The sequence below is a fragment of the Catellatospora sp. KI3 genome (genome assembly GCF_029948125.1).
In the GTDB taxonomy this organism is placed as follows: Bacteria; Actinomycetota; Actinomycetes; order Mycobacteriales; family Micromonosporaceae; genus Catellatospora.
This window is the reverse complement of the sequence record NZ_JASAMB010000022.1, coordinates 13,740-32,944: the sequence shown is the minus strand read 5'-3', so window position 1 is coordinate 32,944 and position 19,205 is coordinate 13,740. Positions and strand designations below refer to the sequence as shown.

The 19,205-nt window shown below is 72.5% G+C and carries 20 protein-coding genes and 1 pseudogene; 9 read left to right on the top strand and 12 right to left on the bottom strand.

Annotated features, from left to right (window positions below; translation table 11 throughout):
• Positions 1 to 67 precede the first annotated feature (67 nt).
• Both QEZ54_RS28675 and QEZ54_RS28670 read left to right on the top strand, forming a co-directional pair.
• The gene (locus tag QEZ54_RS28675) at positions 68 to 733 is read left to right on the top strand and encodes a TrkA family potassium uptake protein (RefSeq protein WP_281307849.1); all 666 of its coding nucleotides are present in this window, start codon (positions 68 to 70) and stop codon (positions 731 to 733) included.
• A gap of 12 nt (positions 734 to 745) precedes the next feature.
• Positions 746 to 1,438 (top strand): TrkA family potassium uptake protein, encoded by a 693-nt coding sequence (locus tag QEZ54_RS28670; RefSeq protein WP_217396660.1) that lies wholly within the window; start codon positions 746 to 748, stop codon positions 1,436 to 1,438.
• A gap of 335 nt (positions 1,439 to 1,773) precedes the next feature.
• Here the strand turns inward: QEZ54_RS28670 and QEZ54_RS28665 are convergent, their stop codons facing one another.
• From QEZ54_RS28665 to dut, 4 genes and pseudogenes are all read right to left on the bottom strand, one after another.
• On the bottom strand, positions 1,774 to 2,472 hold the full coding sequence (locus QEZ54_RS28665; RefSeq protein WP_281307848.1) for a DUF3159 domain-containing protein: 699 nt from the start codon (positions 2,470 to 2,472) through the stop codon (positions 1,774 to 1,776).
• Entirely contained in the window at positions 2,469 to 2,858 is a 390-nt protein-coding gene (locus QEZ54_RS28660; RefSeq protein WP_281307847.1) for an OB-fold nucleic acid binding domain-containing protein, read from the bottom strand. The genes QEZ54_RS28665 and QEZ54_RS28660 overlap by 4 nt, the downstream gene beginning before the upstream one ends.
• 433 nt (positions 2,859 to 3,291) lie before the next feature.
• Positions 3,292 to 3,819 (bottom strand): annotated as a pseudogene (locus tag QEZ54_RS28655) (DUF3710 domain-containing protein); the annotation flags it as partial.
• Positions 3,820 to 4,022: 203 nt separating this feature from the next.
• The gene (gene dut / locus QEZ54_RS28650; protein WP_281307846.1) at positions 4,023 to 4,478 is read right to left on the bottom strand and encodes a dUTP diphosphatase; all 456 of its coding nucleotides are present in this window, start codon (positions 4,476 to 4,478) and stop codon (positions 4,023 to 4,025) included.
• 147 nt (positions 4,479 to 4,625) lie between these two features.
• Between dut and QEZ54_RS28645 the strand changes: the two genes are divergently transcribed.
• On the top strand, positions 4,626 to 5,129 hold the full coding sequence (locus QEZ54_RS28645; RefSeq protein WP_281307946.1) for a DUF3093 domain-containing protein: 504 nt from the start codon (positions 4,626 to 4,628) through the stop codon (positions 5,127 to 5,129).
• Here the strand turns inward: QEZ54_RS28645 and QEZ54_RS28640 are convergent.
• The gene (locus QEZ54_RS28640; RefSeq protein ID WP_281307845.1) at positions 5,126 to 5,965 is read right to left on the bottom strand and encodes a hypothetical protein; all 840 of its coding nucleotides are present in this window, start codon (positions 5,963 to 5,965) and stop codon (positions 5,126 to 5,128) included. The two genes, QEZ54_RS28645 and QEZ54_RS28640, sit on opposite strands and share 4 nt — an antisense overlap.
• A gap of 172 nt (positions 5,966 to 6,137) precedes the next feature.
• Positions 6,138 to 6,434 carry a DUF4193 domain-containing protein gene (locus tag QEZ54_RS28635; RefSeq protein WP_212832865.1) on the bottom strand — a complete coding sequence of 99 codons (297 nt, stop codon included), beginning with the start codon at positions 6,432 to 6,434 and terminating at the stop codon, positions 6,138 to 6,140.
• Between the two features lie 351 nt (positions 6,435 to 6,785).
• On the opposite strand from QEZ54_RS28635, the gene QEZ54_RS28630 reads away from it, so the two are divergent.
• Entirely contained in the window at positions 6,786 to 7,310 is a 525-nt protein-coding gene (locus tag QEZ54_RS28630; protein ID WP_281307844.1) for a LytR C-terminal domain-containing protein, read from the top strand.
• 71 nt (positions 7,311 to 7,381) lie between these two features.
• On the opposite strand, the gene QEZ54_RS28625 is transcribed toward QEZ54_RS28630, so the two are convergent.
• Positions 7,382 to 8,179 carry an inositol monophosphatase family protein gene (locus tag QEZ54_RS28625; protein WP_281307843.1) on the bottom strand — a complete coding sequence of 266 codons (798 nt, stop codon included), beginning with the start codon at positions 8,177 to 8,179 and terminating at the stop codon, positions 7,382 to 7,384.
• A gap of 239 nt (positions 8,180 to 8,418) precedes the next feature.
• Here QEZ54_RS28625 and QEZ54_RS28620 point away from each other — a divergent pair, with 239 nt between their 5' ends.
• Together QEZ54_RS28620 and QEZ54_RS28615 are read left to right on the top strand one after the other, a co-directional pair.
• The gene (locus QEZ54_RS28620; RefSeq protein ID WP_281307842.1) at positions 8,419 to 10,128 is read left to right on the top strand and encodes an RNA polymerase sigma factor; all 1,710 of its coding nucleotides are present in this window, start codon (positions 8,419 to 8,421) and stop codon (positions 10,126 to 10,128) included.
• 392 nt (positions 10,129 to 10,520) lie between these two features.
• The gene (locus QEZ54_RS28615; RefSeq protein WP_281307945.1) at positions 10,521 to 10,754 is read left to right on the top strand and encodes a hypothetical protein; all 234 of its coding nucleotides are present in this window, start codon (positions 10,521 to 10,523) and stop codon (positions 10,752 to 10,754) included.
• Between the two features lie 881 nt (positions 10,755 to 11,635).
• On the opposite strand, the gene QEZ54_RS28610 is transcribed toward QEZ54_RS28615, so the two are convergent.
• The 4 genes from QEZ54_RS28610 to QEZ54_RS28595 form a co-directional block, all read right to left on the bottom strand.
• Positions 11,636 to 13,357 (bottom strand): DEAD/DEAH box helicase, encoded by a 1,722-nt coding sequence (locus tag QEZ54_RS28610; protein WP_281307841.1) that lies wholly within the window; start codon positions 13,355 to 13,357, stop codon positions 11,636 to 11,638.
• A gap of 226 nt (positions 13,358 to 13,583) precedes the next feature.
• Positions 13,584 to 14,324, bottom strand: coding sequence for a trimeric intracellular cation channel family protein (locus QEZ54_RS28605; RefSeq protein ID WP_348650584.1), 741 nt, complete (start codon positions 14,322 to 14,324; stop codon positions 13,584 to 13,586).
• 374 nt (positions 14,325 to 14,698) lie between these two features.
• Positions 14,699 to 15,625 (bottom strand): ribokinase, encoded by a 927-nt coding sequence (locus QEZ54_RS28600; protein ID WP_281307840.1) that lies wholly within the window; start codon positions 15,623 to 15,625, stop codon positions 14,699 to 14,701.
• A gap of 65 nt (positions 15,626 to 15,690) precedes the next feature.
• Complete coding sequence (locus QEZ54_RS28595; protein WP_217396648.1) at positions 15,691 to 15,936, bottom strand: DUF3039 domain-containing protein; 246 nt, start codon at positions 15,934 to 15,936, stop codon at positions 15,691 to 15,693.
• Between the two features lie 93 nt (positions 15,937 to 16,029).
• On the opposite strand from QEZ54_RS28595, the gene QEZ54_RS28590 reads away from it, so the two are divergent.
• From QEZ54_RS28590 to QEZ54_RS28580, 3 genes are all read left to right on the top strand, one after another.
• Positions 16,030 to 16,953, top strand: a complete 924-nt coding sequence (locus QEZ54_RS28590; protein ID WP_281307839.1) for a pseudouridine-5'-phosphate glycosidase — start codon at positions 16,030 to 16,032, stop codon at positions 16,951 to 16,953.
• Positions 16,950 to 17,861 (top strand): PfkB family carbohydrate kinase, encoded by a 912-nt coding sequence (locus tag QEZ54_RS28585; RefSeq protein ID WP_281307838.1) that lies wholly within the window; start codon positions 16,950 to 16,952, stop codon positions 17,859 to 17,861. Before QEZ54_RS28590 ends, QEZ54_RS28585 begins: the two co-directional genes overlap by 4 nt.
• Positions 17,862 to 18,095: 234 nt before the next feature.
• Positions 18,096 to 18,467 (top strand): DUF3099 domain-containing protein, encoded by a 372-nt coding sequence (locus tag QEZ54_RS28580; RefSeq protein WP_281307837.1) that lies wholly within the window; start codon positions 18,096 to 18,098, stop codon positions 18,465 to 18,467.
• 3 nt (positions 18,468 to 18,470) lie between these two features.
• Here the strand turns inward: QEZ54_RS28580 and QEZ54_RS28575 are convergent, their stop codons facing one another.
• On the bottom strand, positions 18,471 to 19,205 hold the full coding sequence (locus QEZ54_RS28575) for an alanyl-tRNA editing protein (RefSeq protein WP_281307836.1): 735 nt from the start codon (positions 19,203 to 19,205) through the stop codon (positions 18,471 to 18,473).

Here is a 19,205-nt window from a genome sequence, read left to right as displayed (position 1 = left end):
CTCTGATGTCGCGCGAGCCCCCCGGTCATGGCAGGCTGGGGGCGAAGCAGGCTCGAAAGGCGGCGACGTGCACGTTGTGATCATGGGATGCGGCCGGGTCGGCTCGACACTGGCGCACAGCCTGGAGGCGCGCGGGCACTCGGTCTCGATCATCGATCAGGATGCCGACGCGTTCCGGCGCCTGTCCCCCGACTTCGCCGGCACCACCGTCACCGGGGTGGGCTTCGACCGCGAGGTGTTGATCCAGGCCGGGGTCGAGCGCGCCGACGCGTTCGCGGCGGTCTCCAGCGGCGACAACTCCAACATCATCTCCGCGCGGCTGGCCCGGGAGACGTTCGGCGTCCAGCGGGTCGTCGCCCGCATCTACGACCAGCGCCGCGCCGAGGTGTACGAGCGGCTGGGCATCCCCACCGTCGCCACGGTGCGCTGGACCGCCGACCGGATCGTGCGCCACCTCGTGCCCGAGGGCGCCACCGAGCTCTACCGCGACCCGACCAGCACGGTCGCCATCATCGAGACCCCGATCAACCCGGCCTGGGTCGGCCACCCGCTGCGGGCGCTGGAGGAGGCGACCGGCACCCGGGCCGCCTTCGTCATGCGCTTCGGCCTCGGCCAGCTGACCACCGACTCCACCGTCCTCCAGGACGGCGACCAGGTCTTCATGCTGGTCACCGACGAGATCGCGGGCACCGTCACCAAGATCGCAGCCGCCGCGCCGGCCGCCGCGGCCTAGAAGGAGCAGACCATGCGTGTCGCCATCGCCGGTGCCGGCAACGTCGGGCGCTCCATCGCCCAGGAACTGATCGAGAACGGCCACCAGGTCATGCTCCTGGAGCGCCAGCCCCGGATGCTGCGCCCCGAGCGCGTGCCGGCCGCCGACTGGGTGCTCGCCGACGCGTGCGAGCTGTCCAGCCTCCAGGAGGTCAACCTGGCCGCCTGCGACGTGGTCGTGGCCGCCACCGGCGACGACAAGGTCAACCTGGTCGTGTCGCTGCTGGCCAAGACCGAGTTCGCGGTGCCGCGCGTGGTCGCCCGGGTCAACCGGGCCGAGAACGAGTGGCTGTTCACCGAGCAGTGGGGCGTCGACGTCTCGGTCAGCAAGCCGCGCCTGATGGCCGCGCTGGTCGAGGAGGCGGTCACCGTCGGCGACCTGGTCCGGCTGATGACGTTCCGCCAGGGCGAGGCGAACCTGGTCGAGATCACCCTGCCGCAGGACGCGCCGCACGTGGGCCAGCCGGTCCGCGACATCCCGCTGCCGCACGACAGCGCCCTGGTCGCCATCGTGCGCGGACGCCGGGTGCTCACGCCCAGCCCGGACGACCCGGTCGAGGCGGGCGACGAGCTGGTGTTCGTCTGCACGGTCGAGGTCGAGGAGCAGGTACGTTCCGTCATGCTCGGCGCCGACAGCGTCGAGCGCACCCGCTCCCGCCGCCGCTGACCCACCCCGCCACCCCCCGACCCGACGCAGCAGCCCGCCCGCCCGCCGATGATCGCTAGCTGCGGCCGGAACAGGGCCTGTACGGCGCCTTGCCGACCTCGGATAGCGATCTTCGAGGGTCAAGGTGGCGATGATCGGCTCCTGAGGGCGGAAACCGCTGTGCGGCATCCGCGACCGAGCGGCATCCGCGACCGCTGTGCGGCATCCGCTGCCGCTGAGCCGGGTCACGGCTTGAGCAGCAGCGAAGCCCCGGACCGGCCCATCCGGGAGACGACGGCGGCAGGGCCCGTGCCGAAGCACGGGCCCTGCTGGTGGTCGAGGTCGCGGAGCGGGGGTCAGGCGGACAGGACCGGGTCCGCGGGGTCGCGCCGGACCCGGCGGACCGCCCAGATGCTGACGGCCAGCAGCAGCGCGTACGGCGGGTAGCCGAGCACGATGCGGGCGACGCCTAGCGCGGTCGCCTGGTCGGCGAGGTAGAGCAGGGTCTGCACGGCCGCCTTGAGCAGGTAGATCGCCGCCCACAGTCCGGTCAGCCAGCTGAAGGTGCGCACCATCCGCCGGTCCTCGCGCCAGTCGCTCAGGCCGCCGTTGGCCACCACCGTCCACAGCCAGCCGACCAGCGGCTGCCGGAAGACGATCGAGACGAGCATCGCCAGGCCGTACGCCACGGTCCAGAGGATGCCGGGCAGGTAGAAGTCGCGGGCCTCGCCGGAGTTCCAGGCCAGCGCGGCGCCCAGGGCGATGCCGAACAGGCCGTTGACGGCGTGCCGGATCGGGCGCCGCTGCGACAGCCGGACGATCGCGATGCCGAGCGCGGTGGCCACGGCGACGCCGACGGCCCACTTGAGCGCCGTCTGGCCGGTCGGCCACTTCAGCCCCAGCACCACGTTGGTCAGCACGAACACGATCACGGGAATGCTGGACTCGAACAGGCCGCGCCAGCCGCCGAGCTGCTGGGACATCTGCACCGCGAACGGGGGCAGCTCCTGCTCCTGCTCGTCCGTGCCGACCTGGGCCCGATCGCGTTCGCTCATGCCGCCGCTTCCAGTTCGTAGTACGGGTTGAAGATGACCTTGCGGCCGTCGCGCAGGGCCACCCGGCCGCGCACGTGCAGCCCCCGGCCGGGCTCGATGCCGTTGATGTGGCGGCGGCCCAGGAAGACCAGGGTGATCAGGTCGGTGCCGTCGTACAGGTCGGCCTCGAGTGTGGGCAGGTTGGTGCGGGGGGTGTACACGACGGTGCGTAGACGGCCCGTGACGTTGACGAGGTCGCCGCGGCCGACGGTGTCGGCGCAGACGCAGCCCGCCCGCTCGCTGTCGCGGCGCAGCTCCTCGGACTCCAGCTCCTGGTCGGAGGCGGTGAGGCGGTGGAGCATCCCGCGCAGGCCGCGCGGACGTTGTCGTGGTTCGTCGGTCGACATGACCTGCTCTCAATCCCTCCCCGCCGGGGTAGGGGCCCGGCGGATTCGTACCCACCAGCCTACTTCGCGGCGGGGGGCCGACCGGCGAGCCCCGCAGCAGCGTACGCCGGAAGGCACGAACGCGCTCGGTGCGCCGCTTGAGCTGCGGCGCACCGAGGGTGTGAGTTCGATTACTAAGAGTTCAGTCGCGACGCGGGCGCGGGGAGGGCTTGCGCCGGGGCGTGTCGCCGCCGGAGACGGTGCCCGGCGCGGGCTGTCCGGCGGGTGTGATGGAGCCGAACGGGGTCGGCGCGGGCGGCGGCGGCACCCGGCCGGGCACCAGCTCGGAGCGCGGCGACTCGTACCGCTCGTACCGCGACTGCGCCTCCTGCTCCTGGCGCAGCTGCTCCTGCCGGGCCTGCTCGAACGCCTCCTCATCGGCGCCCTGCGCGGCCTGCGCCGCGGCGGCCTGCTGGGCCAGGTGCTGCGGCAGCCGCAGCGGCAGCGCCTCGCGCACCGGGCGGGCCTGGTCGTCGCGGTGCACCACCAGGCCGGTCAGGCACTGCAGCAGCGGACCGGCCTGGCGCAGGTCCAGCGCGGCCGGGCCCTGGAACACGGCCCGGACCATCCAGCGCGGCCCGTCCACGCCGACGAACCGCAGGTCGTTGAAGCCCTCGGGGGTACGGATGCGAGCCCGCAGCTCGGTGCCCCAGTGCCCCGGGGCCTCCTCGGAGGCGACCCCGTCGGCGAACAGCGAGCGGCGGATCTCCTCGCGCACCTCGTCCCAGATGCCCTCGGAGCGCGGGGCCGCGAACACGCCGAGCTGCAGCGCGCTGGGCCCGTGCACGAGCGCGATCTGGCCGATCGCCCCCTGCTCACCGGCCTGCACCCGGATCTCGACGCCGTCGATGGCGGGGACGTGGAGGCTGCCCAGGTCCAGCCGGGGCGCGTCGGGCATGTCGTCGTACTGGTCGTACGGGCCGTCGTCGCCGAAGATCGAACCACGGAGCGGGGAGTCCTCGGCGGCACCGGCGCCCCGGGGGGCCTTCGGCCCGTCGGGCTGATAGTCCTCGCCGAGCAGCGCGGCGCGCCGGGCGGCGCGGGCGTCCTCGAAACGCGGCTCCTCGGCCTTGGCGTGCCGGCCACCTGTGGCGGCACGTCGTCGCGAGAAGATCACTGTTCCTCCTAGTTCCCGGTCGAACCGTGCCCGCCGGTCCCCCGTTCGGAGTCCGGCAGCTCGGCGACGTCGTGGAAGTGTGCCCGCTCCACCCGCTGCACGACAAGTTGCGCGACGCGGTCCCCTCGCACGATCTTCGCCTCGTTCGCCCGGTCGTGGTTGATCAGGTTCACCAGGATCTCGCCCCGGTACCCCGCGTCCACGGTGCCGGGCGCGTTGAGCACGGTCACCCCCAGTTTGGCCGCCAGACCCGAGCGCGGGTGCACCAGTCCCACGAATCCGTCCGGGATGGCCACCGCCACCCCGGTCCGCACCAGGCGCCGCTCGCCCGGGGCGAGCACCACGTCCTCGGCCGCGTACAGGTCGGCGCCGGCGTCACCCGGGTGGGCGTACGACGGCAGCGGCACCTGCGGATCCAGCCGCCGGATCGGGATCACGACAGGCTCGCCCGGCGCAGCGGGCATCGCAGTCGGGTACAACGGTCAGACCTCCGGGGGAGTACTGGCGACGCGGCCCCGACCAGGGAGCTGCGTCTCTTCACGTCCATCCTGCCGCGCCGGGCGGGCCCATGGGGACCTACCCTCGACGTTGTGACACATCCAGGCGGCGGCATGGCGTCCTCAGGCACAACGGCGACGGGGGTCGGCGCGGCACGGCCTGCGCCCCGGCACACCGAGCGGCTGACGGTGCCGCTGTGGCTGTGGCCGACAGTGCTGCTGGTCACAGCGGTGCTGGCCGCCCAGATCGGGCTGGGCGCTCCGGGCCCGCGCAGCTGGCTGCCGTACGCGGTGCTGCTGCCGCTGGCCGCGGCCGGGCTGTGGTGGCTGGGCCGGGTCCGGATCGCGGTGACCGGCACCGAGCTCCAGGTCGACGACGCCCGCCTGCCCCTGGGGGTGGTCTCCCGCGCCATTGCGCTGGACGCCGAGACCCGGCGCGAGCTGCTCGGCCCCAGCGCCGACCCGCTGGCCTTCGTGGTGCAGCGCCCGTGGATCGCCGAGGCGGTCCAGGTGGTCCTGGCCGACCCCGACGACATCACGCCGTACTGGGTGATCAGCACCCGCCACCCGGACGCCCTGGTCCGCGCCCTCAACGAGGGCGCCGCGGCCGTCCGCTAACCGCGGGGCAGCTGCGGGTGCTGGCCCTGCCGGTGCCGCAGGTCGCGGCGCAGGTCCTCGCCGAGCCGCTTGGTGGCCTTGCGGTTGAGGTAGCTGGCGATGGCCGCCCCGGTGAACAGCGGCCCGAGCGTGGTCAGGTTGCGTCCGAACCGCTTGAGGATCATGTCGCGAAGCTGCTTGCGGGTGGCCGTGCCGAGCACGATCGCGGTGGCCCCGGCGGGCACCATCGGGTTGATCCCCCGGTGGCCGGCCCAGGACTGGAGCAGGTTGATCGCGCGCTGACCGCCGCCGCCGACGACCGGCTGGCCGTACACCTCGTGCAGCTCGCCGATGAGCTTGAGCTCGATCCCGACCACGGCGACCGTCTCCGTCGCCAGCAGCACCGGGGTGCTCAGCAGGGCGGGCGGCGCCGCCCACTCCACGGCGGCGACACCGCCGCCGACGGCTCCGATGCCCGCCGCGGACCGCGCCGCGTTGCGGATCAGGCGCTCCGCCAGGGCCTCGTCGTCGAGGCCGGGGTAGTGCCGCCGCAGCGTCTCCAGGTCCCGGATCGGGATGTGCGGGGCGATGTCGCCCACCGCCTCGGTGATCCAGTTGATCGCCTTGCGCGGCATGAAGACCTCTTTGACGCCCCGCTCCTTCAAGCCGACCAGCAGGCGGCCGAGCAGTCTGCGGCGTCCGGACGTGTCCAGCTCCCCCTCGGCGAGCCCGGCCACGGCCACGGCCAGCGCGTCGTTCCTGGCCACGCCCTTGCCGTCAGGCGGTGTACCGCCGGGAACGGCAGTGCCCGACGGGGACGGCTCGTCGGGCACCGGTACTTCGGGGCTGGTGGTCATGGCGCGCTCTCCTGTCAGCTGAGACGGCGCCGGCGGCCGCAGGGCCACAGGCAACGGGGGCTGGCGGATCGTTCGGCACGCCGCGTTGCGGCGGCGTGCCCCCCCTCAGCCATGCCCCCTGATGTTCTGCGCCATCTCACCCCACCGCGTCAAGCCCTGTCGGGCATCGGCGTCAGGCGCACTCCCGGCAGATCGGCTCGCCGTTGCGCTCGCCGGCCAGCTGGCTGCGGTGATGTACGAGGAAGCAGCGCGAGCAACGAAACTCGTCAGCCTGCATGGGCACGACCTTCACGGTCAGCTCCTCGTCGGCGAGGTCGCCGCCGGGAAGCTCGAACGCCTCCGCGAGATCGACTTCGTCCACGTCCACGCTGCCCGACTGTGAGTCGACTCGCCGGGCCTTGAGTTCCTCAAGGCTGTCCTCGCCGAGATCGGCCTCGTCACGGCGCGGGGCGTCGTAGTCGGTGGCCATCGATTGTCACACTCCCAAATCAGTGTTGTTACCGTCGGCGTACGTCGACGTATCCGTGTTCCCAACGAGCGCGGTACTTTAGCGCGCCCGTGTGGGATTTGTACGCTCTCGCACGCGAAGTTGTTCCCGATGTGACTGAGCCGACAGCCGCTTCCGACCGTTGGTTCAGGCGTCACCAAGGTAGGGGCAGCCGGTCGCCGATCACTGTCGGCGCGCCGGGAACGTCCGGCCAATTCCGGCCGTCTGTCGGGTCGCGGCCCCTACCGGGCCGGTCAACCGATAACCTCTGGCCCATGCCGTCAATTGTGGCGGCTGACCGACTCCAGCTCACGGGGAGCGCACGAGATGCAAATGGCACGAATTCGGGCGATCGCCATCGTCAGCACTCTGGCGATCATCGGCATCGTCCTGGCGGTGGTCACGCTCACCCGTGACACCCAGAGTGAGCCCCCCGCGGTGCAGCGCTGCCCGAGCGGGTACGTCCCGGCCAACCTCAAGCTGCCCGAGGCCGAGAGCGACGTGAACATCAACGTCTTCAACGCCACGAACACTCCCAACCTGGCCACGAACGTCGCGGCGGACTTCACCAACCGCAAGTTCAAGGTCAAGAAGGTCGGCGACGAGAAGAAGAAGCTCGCCGACACCGTGGCGGTGCTGCGGTACGGCCCGAAGGCGGTGGGCGCGGCCCAGTTGCTGCGAGCGTACTTCCTGGACGACGCCGAGAACCAGTTCGACATCAACCGCAAGGACGACATCATCGACGTGGTCATCGGCGGCGGCTACCGCCAGCTCGCCACGCCGACCGAGATGCGTCAGGCCGTCGCCCAGCTGGGCAACCCGGTGGCTCCGGACGGCACCTGCGCCGAGACGAAGTGATCCGCGACGCACGATGAGGGCGGGCCCCGGCGACCGGACGGTCGACGGGGCCCGTCCGCATACCCGGGCGGCTACGGCCCGCCGTCCGCGTCGAGCTCGACCAGCACGTCGTGGAGCACCCCGTGCAGCGCCTCAGGCGCCGCCAGCGTCATCCGCGCCCCGGCCGGGCGTCCGGACAGCCCGGTGACCAGCAGGCCCGCCTCGCGGGCGATCAGGCCGCCCGCCGCCAGGTCCCACTCGGCCAGGCCCTTCTCGTAGTACGCGTCCAGCTGGCCCTCGGCCGCCGCGCAGAGGTCCAGCGCGGCCGCGCCCATCCGCCGGATGTCCCGGATCTGCGGCAGCAGCCGTGCCACCACGGCCGCCTGGTGGGCCCGCCGCTCCTTCGCATACGCGAAGCCGGTGCCGACCAGCGAGACGGCCAGGTCCGTGGCGTTCGAACCGCCCAGCCGGCGCCCCTCGTGCCACGCCCCGTGCCCGAGCGCGGCGGTCCACACCTTGCCCGTGGCCGCGTTGTGCACCACCCCGGCCACCACCTGGCCGTCCACCTCCGCCGCGATCGACACCGCGTACTGCGGCAGCCCGTACAGGTAGTTCACCGTGCCGTCGATCGGGTCGACGACCCAGCGCACCCCCTCGGCGGAAACGGCAGGGCCGCCGAACTCCTCACCGAGTACTGTGTCACCTGGGCGTCGCGCCGCCAGCGCGGCGACCACCTGTTGCTCGACCGCCCGGTCGGCGGCCGTGACCACGTCGGTGATGGTCGATTTCGTGCCCACCTGCGTGATGGCCTCGGCCCGCATCCGGACGGCCGTAACGGCCGCGTCCGCGGCCACCTGTACGGCGATGTCCAGCAGTTCCAGTTCGTTCATGACCGTCCTCTCCGGCAACCCGGTGCCATCCTGCCAAGCGACCCGGCCGGGCCGCGGGACCTCATCCGGCGTGCGCATCGAGATGATCGCCGAGTACGGCGCTACAATTCACGCCTGCCACGTGCCGACAGCGCGGGGCGCATCCACACATCACACTGGCTGACCCCACCGGGACGCGATCCGCGCCACCGGCGGTCGGCCGCAGATTCTGCTCGATCCTCGCCTCCGGAAGGTCGTCCGTGACTGAAGCCCGCCAGATCAGCGCCGACGTTCGCTCGCTCACCGACATGCTGATCGCCCAAGCCTCCGGCAGTGGCGGTCGGCTCACGCCTGCGGACGTGGCGCGCACCGTCGAGGCCGCCGACGTCACGCCCGCCCAGGCCAAGAAGCTGCTGCGCGCACTGCTCGAAGCCGGTGTGACGGTCGAGGTCGACGACTCGGCCAACGGCCGCCGCAAGGTCGCCGCCGCCCGCGCCGCCACGCCCGCCTCCAAGGCGACCACGGCCAAGGCCGCGCCCAAGCCGGTGGCCCCCAAGCCCGCCGCACCCAAGCAGACCGCACCCCAGCAGGCCCCGGCCGGCGAGCGCGACGGCGCGGAGGCGACGCCCGTCAAGCTGGCGCCCAAGGCCGCTCCGGTGAAGGCCGCCGCCAAGGCCGCCCCCGTCAAGGAGGCGCCCGCCAAGGCGGCCAAGGCCGCCGAGGGTGACGACGCCCAGGCGAAGCCGGCCAAGGCCGCCGCGGCGAAGAAGGCCGCTCCGGCCGCCAAGAAGGCTGTCGAGAAGAAGACAGCCGACAAGGCCGCGCCGGCCAAGGCCGCCAAGCCCAAGGGCGAAGGCGAGGGCGAGGAGCCCGACGGCGCCGACCTCACGGTCGAGGACCTGGCCGCCGACCTCGAGGACGTCGTGGTCGACGAGCCCGTGGAGATGGCGCAGGCCGCCGAGGCCGACGCGGCCGCCGCCGACGACTTCGAGTGGGACGCCGAGGAGTCCGAGGCGCTCAAGCAGGCCCGCAAGGACGCCGAGCTGACCGCCTCCGCCGACTCCGTCCGGGCGTACCTGAAGCAGATCGGCAAGGTGCCGCTGCTCAACGCCGAGCAGGAGGTCGAGCTCGCCAAGCGCATCGAGGCCGGGCTGTACGCCGCCGAGCGGCTGCGCCAGGCCGAGGAGGAGGGCCTGCAGCTCACCCGCGACATGCAGCGCGACCTGCTGTGGGTCTCCCGCGACGGCGAGCGGGCCAAGAACCACCTGCTGGAGGCCAACCTCCGCCTGGTGGTCTCGCTGGCCAAGCGCTACACCGGCCGCGGCATGGCGTTCCTGGACCTGATCCAGGAGGGCAACCTCGGCCTCATCCGCGCCGTCGAGAAGTTCGACTACACCAAGGGCTACAAGTTCTCCACGTACGCCACCTGGTGGATCCGGCAGGCCATCACCCGCGCCATGGCCGACCAGGCCCGCACCATCCGCATCCCGGTGCACATGGTCGAGGTCATCAACAAGCTCGGCCGCATCCAGCGCGAGCTGCTCCAGGACCTGGGCCGCGAGCCCACCCCGGAGGAGCTGGCCAAGGAGATGGACATCACCCCGGAGAAGGTGCTGGAGATCCAGCAGTACGCCCGGGAGCCCATCTCGCTGGACCAGACCATCGGCGACGAGGGCGACAGCCAGCTCGGCGACTTCATCGAGGACTCCGAGGCGGTCGTGGCCGTCGACGCGGTCTCGTTCTCGCTGCTGCAGGACCAGCTCCAGCAGGTGCTGCAGACGCTGAGCGAGCGCGAGGCGGGCGTGGTGCGGCTGCGCTTCGGCCTGACCGACGGCCAGCCGCGGACTTTAGACGAGATCGGCCAGGTGTACGGCGTCACCCGCGAGCGCATCCGCCAGATCGAGTCGAAGACCATGTCGAAGCTGCGCCACCCGTCCCGGTCGCAGGTGCTGCGGGACTACCTCGACTAGGTCATATCGCCCCGGAGTGGTCACGTTGTGGACTCCCAAATCCCCTAATTCGGGCATTTGGTATCCACCGAACGTACGGAATCAGTCACCTTGCGTACAGATACGCGTAGGCCCATGGTTTCTGTTCGACGCGGATGCGTTGACGTGGCACTCTGGGGGGACGGCACACTGTCCAGAGGCGCTCATCACCCCGATGGTCGCCTGACCAGGTAGGCTCCACCGCCCACCGGATGTGACCCCGGTCCCCCCGAGGCCAATCCGGGAAGGCCCCCGACGCGGTCGGCGTTGAGGTCTTCGTGGGTAACGAGCTGAATGACAACGGCGGGTTCAGCAACGCTGGACTCTCCGGCACGATGGATGTCAACATCGGTGACGACCAGAGGAGGAAGGCGATGACCCAGACCCTCACGCCGCCGCCGGAAACGGCGGCTGCCCCAGCCGCCGATGAACGGTGCGACCGCTGCAACGCGGCGGGCAAATTGCGGGTGAAGCTGGCCGGTGGGGGCGAGCTGGTGTTCTGCGGACACCACGCCAACAAGTACGCCGAGGACCTAATCAAGATCGCCGTCGACGTGGCGGCCGACCCCGAGTTCACGTGGCGGGGCGCCGACCTGATGGCGAAGTAACCACTACAGGCTTACCAAAAGAGGTGCCGCACCCAGCGGCACCTCTTTTGCGTCCCCACCAGGCTTCACCGCCACCCCACCGCCACCCAGCCACCGCGGGCGCCGCGTTCACGCAGGCGCCGCGCCGCCACCCACCCCACCGCCACCCAGCCACCGCGGGCGCCGCGTTCACACAGAAGCCGCGCCGCGGCGCCACCCAACGCAGCAGCCCCTCAGCACCAGGAGCCGCGCCGCCACCCAACGCAGCAGCACCACGAGCCGCCAGCCGCGAGCCGCGAGCCGCGAGCCGCGAGCCGCGAGCCGCGAGCCGCGAGCCGCGAGCCGCGAGCCGCGAGCCGCGAGCCGCGAGCCGCGAGCCGCGAGCAGTTTCGGGGAAACTGCACGAATCTTGGCCGCGATTCCCGCACTTTTCCCGAAACTGCAGGAACCGAGCGGCAAGATCATGAGTTCCGGCGCGGGGCATCACGCGCTCCGGCGCGGGGCGACCAGGAGAAACTGGCCACGGTCCGCGATCTTCCTGCGATGATCGCGGATCGCGGTCGAAAACCGCGCCATAAATCCCCGATTCGGCCTCGAACGGCGATCATCGCAGGAAGATCGCCGTTCGAGGACCGTTCAGCGGCGACGGCCGTCAGAGGCAGCGCCGAAGCTGCTGCCCCGGCTGGCGAAGCGGCGCGGAGCTGTACCGAAGCAGTTGCCGGGGCGAGTGCCGAAGCAGTTGCCGGGGCCAGTGCCCAAGCAGCGCCGAAGCGGTTGCCGGGGCCAGTGCCGAAGCGGTGCCGGGGCGGGTGACGAAACTGTCCCGGAGCAGTGCGAGAGTGGTTCCCGGGGCCAGTGACGAAGTTGTGCCGAAGTTGTGCGGAAGTGGTTGTCGGGGCCGGTCAGAAGCTCTGGATCGTGGCGATGCGTTCTTCGAGCTGCTCGATGGTGGCCTGGGCGCTGGGCGGGCCGCCGCATTTGCTGCGCAGCTCGGAGTGGATCTTTCCGTGCGGCAGGCCGGTGCGGTGGTGGTGCGCGGCGACCAGGGCGTTGAGCTGGCGGCGCAGGTGGATGCGGCGCTCGGCGGCGGACATGTCGCGCACCTGCTCCCGCTCCGGCTGAGCGGGCGCGGCCGCCCGGTTGCGGCGGATCGTCGCCGCCTGCTCGGCCTGGCGCTTGGTCAGCAGCGCGGCCACCTGATCCGCACTGAGCAGCCCGGGCAGGCCGAGGAAGTCCTCCTCCTCGGGGGTGCCGGCCTGGGCGGGCAGCCCGAACGTCGCCCCGTCGAAGATCACCTGGTCCAGCTCGGCGGTCGCCGACAGCGCCTCGAACTTCTTGGTCAGCTCGCCGCTGGCCTGCTCGGACTCGTTCGCCCGGGCCAGCAGCTCGTCGTCGAGGCCGTCCTCCTTGGCCTTGGGGCCGCCCAGCACGTGGTCGCGGGCCAGCTCCATCTCGCTGGCCAGCCCCAGCAGCTGCGGCACGCTGGGCAGGAAGACGCTGGCGGTCTCCCCGGGGCGCCGCGCCCGCACGAACCGGCCGATGGCCTGGGCGAAGAACAGGGGGGTGGAGGCGCTGGTGGCGTAGACGCCGACGGCCAGGCGCGGGATGTCGACGCCCTCGGACACCATCCGGACCGCGACCATCCAGCGCTGCTGCGACCGGGAGAACTCGCCGATCTTGGCGGAGGCGCCGGTGTCGTCGGAGAGGACCACCGTGGTCTTCTCGCCGCTGACGGCCTCCAGCAGCTTCGCGTACGCCCGGGCGGTCTGCTGGTCGGAGGCGATGACCAGCCCGCCCGCGTCGCCGATGCCGCCGTCACGCAGCACCTGCAGCCGCGCGTCGGCCGCCCGCAGCACCTGCGGCATCCAGTCGCCGCCCGGGTCCAGCGCGGTACGCCACGCCTGCGCGATCAGGTCCTGGGTCAGCGGCTCGCCCAGCCGCACCGCCAGCTCGTCCCCGGCGCTGGTCCGCCACCGGGTCTCCCCCGAGTACGCCAGGAAGATGACCGGGCGGACGACCCCGTCGGCCAGCGCGTCGGAGTAGCCGTACACGGAGTCGGCGCGCGAGCGCTGCACCTCCCCCACGTTCTCGTAGGTCACGAACGGGATCGGGTTCTCGTCGGACCGGAACGGGGTGCCCGTCAGCATGAGGCGCCGCACGGCGGGCTCGAACGCCGACTTGACGCCGTCGCCCCAGCTGCGCGAGTCGCCCGCGTGATGAATCTCATCGAGGATGACCAGCGTCCGGCGCGTGGTGGTGCGCCGCAGGTGCACGTGCGGAGCCATACCCACCTGCGCGTACGTGACCACGACGCCGTGGAAGTCGGCCCCGCTGTACACGTCGGCGTTGCGGAACGCGTGGTCGAGCTGGATGCCCACCCGGGCCGCCGCCTGTGCCCACTGCAGCTTCAGGTGCTCGGTCGGGGCGACCACGGTGACCGCGTCGACGGTGCCGTCGGCCAGCAGCTCGGCCGCGATTCGCAGCGCGAACGTGGTCTTGCCGGCGCCGGGCGTGGCCACCGCCAGGAAGTCGGGGCTGCGCCGGCGCAGGTATTCGACCAGTGCCTTGCGCTGCCAGTCACGCAGCGCCGGGAACGACTCGGGTACAGGGCGGGGCGGCGCCACGCGACGGCCTCCTGGGGGCTCGGCATCGAAAGTCGAACACGGCTCGTCGCGGCGCTCCGCACGCGGCGCGCCGGCAGACTGACCATGATCGCCCCCGGGCGGCACAGGCAGTCCCGGGCACTCCGCCAGGGGCGGAACAGGGACGAGCCGCGTGCCGACGCGCGACCGTCGTCCGGGTCGGACGGCGGCTGCGCCACGGGGGCTGCGCCTGGAGTCTATCGGCTCTTCATGACAGGTCGGTGCGGCTGCCCGGTGTCGGACCCGCTCCATCGGGTGTCGTTCCCGCCACGCCCGGACCCGCGCCGTGGCCGCCCGGGGCCGTCTGGGCGGTGCCCGGCGACGCTCCGGTGGAGACGCGCGGGCGGGGCGCCGACCAGTGCCGGTACAGCGCCGTGATGCGTACCACGAAGACCAGCAGGGCCGCCGCGGTGTACGTGACCGCGTCGCCCAGCCCCGACCGCGCCAGCACCGCCACCGTGATCGCGCCCAGCAGCGACGCCACGGCGTAGATCTCGCGGCGCAGCACCACCGGGATCTCCCCCAGCAGCAGGTCCCGGATCAGGCCGCCGCCGATGCCGGTCAGCATGCCGAGCAGGCAGGCCCCGAACGCGGGCACCCCGGCGTCGAGGGCCTTCAGCGTGCTGGTGACGGTGAACAGGCCCAGGCCGGCGGCGTCGAGGCCGTACACGGTGCGGCGCAGCCGGTCCAGGTGCGGATGCAGCCAGAACACCGCCAGCGAGGCGGTGATGGCGGTGGCCGGGTAGAGCCAGTTCGCGAAGGCGAGCGGCGGTACCTGGTTGATCACCAGGTCGCGCAGGATTCCGCCGCCGAGCGCGGCCACGAAGCCGACGAAGACCACGCCGAAGATGTCCAGCCGCTTGCCCACCGCCGCCGAGCCGCCCGAGGCGGCGAACACCGCGACCCCGGTGAGGTCCCCGACCAGCAGCAGCGTCGACGTACTGTCCACCGCCGCAGGTTACTGCATGTCACACCCCCAGCCGTCGGACAGCCGCGCAAGATCGCCGTCTTGGGCCACCTTCGGTGCGTCGACCATCATGAATGCGAGGGCCGTTCCCGTATTCCAGGAAACATAGCTCCGAAGATCGCCGTCCTGGGTCATTCCCCTGCGCCGCCGCGGCGCCGACCGCCGGTTTCTGACCATAGGCGGCGATCTCCATCTCGTGATCACTGTTCGCGGTCAAAAACATGCCCTCCAGGACCACTTTTGACCGCAGACACCGATCATCGCCACCTACCGATCATGGCCATGCAAAGCCGAACGCACCGCCGAAACGGGCACGCACCGCCACACCACTGCCCAGCCCAGCGGGGGTGGGCAGGTCACAGGTAGTGCGCCTCGTACAGGGTGTCGATGTCGGTGGCGGTGGGCAGGGAGCTGGAGGCGCCGCGGGTGCGGGTGCAGCAGGCGCCGGCGGCGCAGGCCCAGCGCAGCGCGTCCAGGATCGGCCGGCCCTGGCCCAGCGCCACGGCCAGCGCGCCGGTGAAGGCGTCTCCTGCGGCGGTGCTGTCCACCGCCTCGACCGGCGGGGCGGGCACGTCCAGCCGTACCCCCGTGCGGTCGGCGTAGGCCACGCCGTTCGCGCCCAGCGTGAGCACCACCCGCGGCACCGCCGCGAGCAGCAGTTTCAGCAGTTCGTCCGGGCTGCCGTCGGCACCGGCCAGCGCCGCCGCCTCGCCCCGGTTGACGACCAGCACGTCGACGGCGTCGAGCAGCCCATCGGCGGACGCGGGCGCCGGGGCGGCGTTGAGGATGGTCAGGGTCCCGGCGGTGCGGCCCGCGCGCAGCGCCTGGACCACCGCCCGCGGCGGGATCTCAAGCTGGCACACCACCACATCCGAGCCCGCGATGAGTTCGAGGTCGGCCGCGTCGAGTTCGGCCAGCTGCGAGTTGGCGCCCGGGGCGACGACGATGAGGTTCTCGGCGGCGGCGTCCACGGCGATCAGGGCGACCCCGGACGGCCGGTCGACCCGGCGCAGTCCGTCGAGATCGACTCCGGCGGCGGCGAGGCTGCCGCGCAGTTCGTCGCCGAAGGCGTCGCGGCCGACGGCGCCGAGGAAGTGGCAGCGCGCACCGGCCCGGGCGGCGGCCACGGCCTGGTTGGCGCCCTTGCCGCCGGGGATGGTGAGGAAGTCGTCGCCGAGCACCGTCTCGCCGGGGCGCGGCAGCGTGGCCGCGCTCACCACGAGATCCATGTTGGCGCTGCCCACCACGACCACGTTCGCGGTCACGGCCGCCTCAGGTGGCATCGGTGCTCCCGGTCGGTAGACCCCCGTGCGTGCCGGCGGGGCGCCGGCACGGCCTCACCTGCGGGTCACGCGGACAGCGACTCGTAGATCTCTCGACACTCGGGGCAGACGGGGAAGCGGTTGGGGTCGCGCGTGGGCACCCAGACCTTGCCGCACAGGGCCCGGACCGGGGTTCCCTCGACCATCGCCTCGAGGAGTTTGTCCTTCGGCGCGTAGTGGGACATGCGCTCGTGGTCGCCCTCGTCCAGCCGGTAGTCGGTGGCGACGCGCTCATCAAGGGTGGTGCTGGGAGTAGTCACAGGTGTGGTCACTCGAACATTGTCTCAGGTGAGCGGCGCGAGTCCCAGTCTGATATCCCCGCCGGGTCGCCGAAGCCGGTGGCGGCGGGCCGATCGGGTAGCGTCATGATCGTGACTGAGCTGAGCATCCATCTCGGCGCGGAGGTGAAGGCGGCGCTGGCGACGGGCCAGCCCGTCGTCGCGCTGGAGAGCACGATCGTCTCCCACGGGCTGCCGCGCCCCGACAATCTGCGCGTCGCCCGCGAGATCGAGCAGGTGGTACGGGACCACGGCGCCGTACCCGCCACCATCGGCATGGTCGGCGGCCGCCTCGTCGCCGGCATCGACGACGAGGCGCTGACCCGGCTGGCCGTCGGCGAGAACGTGGCGAAGCTCTCGGTCCGCGACCTGGCCGTCGCCGCGGCGCTGGGCGTCGACGGCGCGACGACCGTGGCCAGCACCAGCGCGGTCGCGGCCGCGGCCGGGATCGGCGTGTTCGCCACCGGCGGCCTGGGCGGCGTGCACCGGGAGGCGGCGCAGACGTTCGACGAGTCGGCGGACCTGACCACGCTGTCGACCACGCCGATCGTGGTGGTCTGCGCCGGGGTCAAGTCGATCCTCGACGTGGGCGCCACCCTGGAGCGGCTGGAGACCCTGGGCGTGGGCGTGGTCGGCTACGGCACCGACCGGTTCCCGGGCTTCTTCATCCGCGACAGCGGCTTCGGCGTCGACTGGCGGGTGGACTCCCCGATCCAGGTCGCGGCGGCCATGCGGGCCCAGCGCGACCAGGGCGTACACCGGGGGGCGATCATCGTGGCCAATCCGCTGCCGGAGGATGAGCAGCTGGACCGGGTGCTGCACGACCGGGTGCTGGCCGAGGGCCTGGCCATCGTCGAGCGGGACCGGGTCACCGGCAAGCAGGTGACGCCGGTGCTGCTGTCGCACTTCCACTCGGCGACGCAGGGGCAGAGCCTGGCGGTCAACGTACGGATCATCCTGCGCAACGCGGCCCTGGCCGCCCAGATCGCGGTCGCGGCGGCCAAGCAGTGATCCTCACCGTCGGCGACCTGGTCACCGACGTGCTCGCGGTGCTGCGGGCACCGCTGGCGCCCGGCTCGGACACCCCGGCCACAGTCCACGTGGCCGGGGGCGGCCAGGCCGCGAACACGGCCGCCTGGCTGGCCGCGATCGGCGCTCCGGTGACCTTCGTCGGCGCCGTCGGGGACGACCAGGCCGGTCGGGACCGGCTGGCCGAACTGCACCTGGCGGGGGTACGGACCCAGGTCAGCGTCCGCCCCGGCGCCGCCACCGGCAGCATCGTGGTGCTGACGCACGAGGGCGAGCGCACCTTCATCACCGACCGGGGCGCGAACCTGCTGCTCGCCCCGGCCGACGTCGACGCGGCGATCGGGCACGGCGGGCAGCTGCTGCACCTGTCCGGGTACACGCTGCTGGACCAGCCCTCGCGGCCGGCGGGCCGGCGGGCGCTGGCCGCGGCGCGGGCGGCGGGGCTGCGTACCAGCGTGGACGCGGCTTCGGCGGCGCCGCTGCACGCGGTCACCACGGAGCTGATCGACGACGGGCCGACCGGGCACCCGTTCCTGGACTGGGTACGCGGGGTGGACCTGCTGCTGGCCAACACCGACGAGGCGACCGCGCTGGCCGGACCGGGCACCCCGGCCGAGCAGGCGATGGCGCTGTCGTACGCGATCGGCGGGCAGGTGGTGGTCAAGCTCGGCCCGTTCGGCGCGCTGTGGGCCGGGCCGGGCGGCGTGACGCACCTGCCGACCGAGCCCGCGCCCATGGTCGACGCGACCGGCGCGGGCGACGCGTTCGCGGCCGGGCTGCTGCACGCCTGGATGTCCGGCGCCGACCCGATGCAGTGCCTCCAGGCAGCGTGCCTGCTCGGCGCCCAGGCCGTCGGCCACGTCGGCGCCCGCCCGCCCCTCCCCCGCTGACCCCCGCGACCCCGCCCCGCCCCGCACCGCACCGCGCCGCGCCGCACCCGGATTGGTTCGTGCGGTTTCGGGGAAAGTGCAGGAATCTAGGCCCGCATTCGTGCACTTTCCCCGAAACCGCACGCCGGCCCGGGGTGCGGCGCGGAGCGCGCACGCGGGGCGCGCGACCCCGGGCGGCGCGGGCGGACGGGCAGGAGCAGGATGGAGAGGGATGCTCGGAGCAGGGAGGCGCGCGTGAAGCGGCAGGACAACCAGCCGGTGCTGATCACGGATGCGGCGCCCAGCCAGGACGAGGAGCTGAAGTTCCGGGAGCGGCGCTACATCCTGATGATGCTGCTGCGCGCGGGCTGCCTGATCCTCGCGGGCGTGCTGGCGATCCTGAAGGCACCGTGGCTGTGGCTGTGGCTGCCGCTGTGCGGCGTCGGCATGGTGCTGCTGCCGTGGCTGGCCGTGCTGCTGGCCAACGACCGCGCGCCCAAGGACGAGCACCGGTTCAAGCGCTACCGCCGCCAGACGCTGCCCCCGAACGCGCTGCCCAGCAAGCCCGCCGGGGCGACGTTCGAGGGCGAGACGCTGGACGGCGCCACCGTCGAGGACAAGCGCTAGGCGTCAGCCCAGCCGGACGCGTACCCGCCGGTTGGCCTTGCCCTTGCTCTCCACCTTCACGACCTGGAGCTTGCCGATCTGCGAAGTCGACGCCACGTGCGTGCCGCCGTCGGCCTGCACGTCCAGCCCCACGATGTCGACGATGCGGATCTCCTGCTCGTCGGCCGGGATCAGGTTCGACTGGGTGCGGATGATGTCGGGCAGCGCCAGCGCCTCGTCGCGGCCCAGCACCCGGGTCACCACCTGCCGGTCCGCGCCGACCTCGGCGTTGACCAGCTCCTCCAGCCTGGCCTTGAAGTCGGTCGGCACCTCGGGCAGGTTGAAGTCCATCCGGGCCTCGCCGGGCTCCATGTTGCCGCCGGTGACCAGCGCCCCGAAGTCACGGAACACCACCCCGCACAGCACGTGCAGGCCGGAGTGGGTGCGCATCAGCAGGCTGCGGCGGGTGTCCTCGACCGCGCCGGCGACGCTGGTGCCCGCGGGCGGCACCGGGTCGCCCTCCTCCGGAATGAGCCACAGGTCGTCGCCCTTGCGGGTGCCCGCGATGCGGGTCTGCACGCCCTGCCACAGCAGCACGCCGTGGTCCGGCGGCTGGCCCCCGCCGCCGGGGTAGAAGGCCGAGCGGTCGAGCACGATCCCCTGCTCGGGGTCGCTGTACACGACGGTGCAGGTCCACTCGCGCAGGGTGGGATCGGCCAGGTCGAGGCGCTCGGTGCGCCCGTGGTGTGTGACGCCCAT

Excerpts from the sequence above, each read along its gene's own strand:
- QEZ54_RS28665 (WP_281307848.1), bottom strand. The coding sequence starts at position 2,472 with ATGAGCGAACGCGATCGGGCCCAGGTCGGCACGGACGAGCAGGAGCAG.
- QEZ54_RS28600 (WP_281307840.1), bottom strand. The coding sequence starts at position 15,625 with ATGCCACCTGAGGCGGCCGTGACCGCGAACGTGGTCGTGGTGGGCAGC.
- QEZ54_RS28590 (WP_281307839.1), top strand. The coding sequence starts at position 16,030 with ATGATCGTGACTGAGCTGAGCATCCATCTCGGCGCGGAGGTGAAGGCG.
- QEZ54_RS28640 (WP_281307845.1), bottom strand. The coding sequence starts at position 5,965 with ATGACCACCAGCCCCGAAGTACCGGTGCCCGACGAGCCGTCCCCGTCG.
- QEZ54_RS28660 (WP_281307847.1), bottom strand. The coding sequence starts at position 2,858 with ATGTCGACCGACGAACCACGACAACGTCCGCGCGGCCTGCGCGGGATG.
- QEZ54_RS28615 (WP_281307945.1), top strand. The coding sequence starts at position 10,521 with ATGACCCAGACCCTCACGCCGCCGCCGGAAACGGCGGCTGCCCCAGCC.
- QEZ54_RS28625 (WP_281307843.1), bottom strand. The coding sequence starts at position 8,179 with ATGAACGAACTGGAACTGCTGGACATCGCCGTACAGGTGGCCGCGGAC.
- QEZ54_RS28575 (WP_281307836.1), bottom strand. The coding sequence starts at position 19,205 with ATGGGCGTCACACACCACGGGCGCACCGAGCGCCTCGACCTGGCCGAT.
- QEZ54_RS28630 (WP_281307844.1), top strand. The coding sequence starts at position 6,786 with ATGGCACGAATTCGGGCGATCGCCATCGTCAGCACTCTGGCGATCATC.
- QEZ54_RS28635 (WP_212832865.1), bottom strand. The coding sequence starts at position 6,434 with ATGGCCACCGACTACGACGCCCCGCGCCGTGACGAGGCCGATCTCGGC.
- dut (WP_281307846.1), bottom strand. The coding sequence starts at position 4,478 with ATGCCCGCTGCGCCGGGCGAGCCTGTCGTGATCCCGATCCGGCGGCTG.
- QEZ54_RS28670 (WP_217396660.1), top strand. The coding sequence starts at position 746 with ATGCGTGTCGCCATCGCCGGTGCCGGCAACGTCGGGCGCTCCATCGCC.
- QEZ54_RS28645 (WP_281307946.1), top strand. The coding sequence starts at position 4,626 with ATGGCGTCCTCAGGCACAACGGCGACGGGGGTCGGCGCGGCACGGCCT.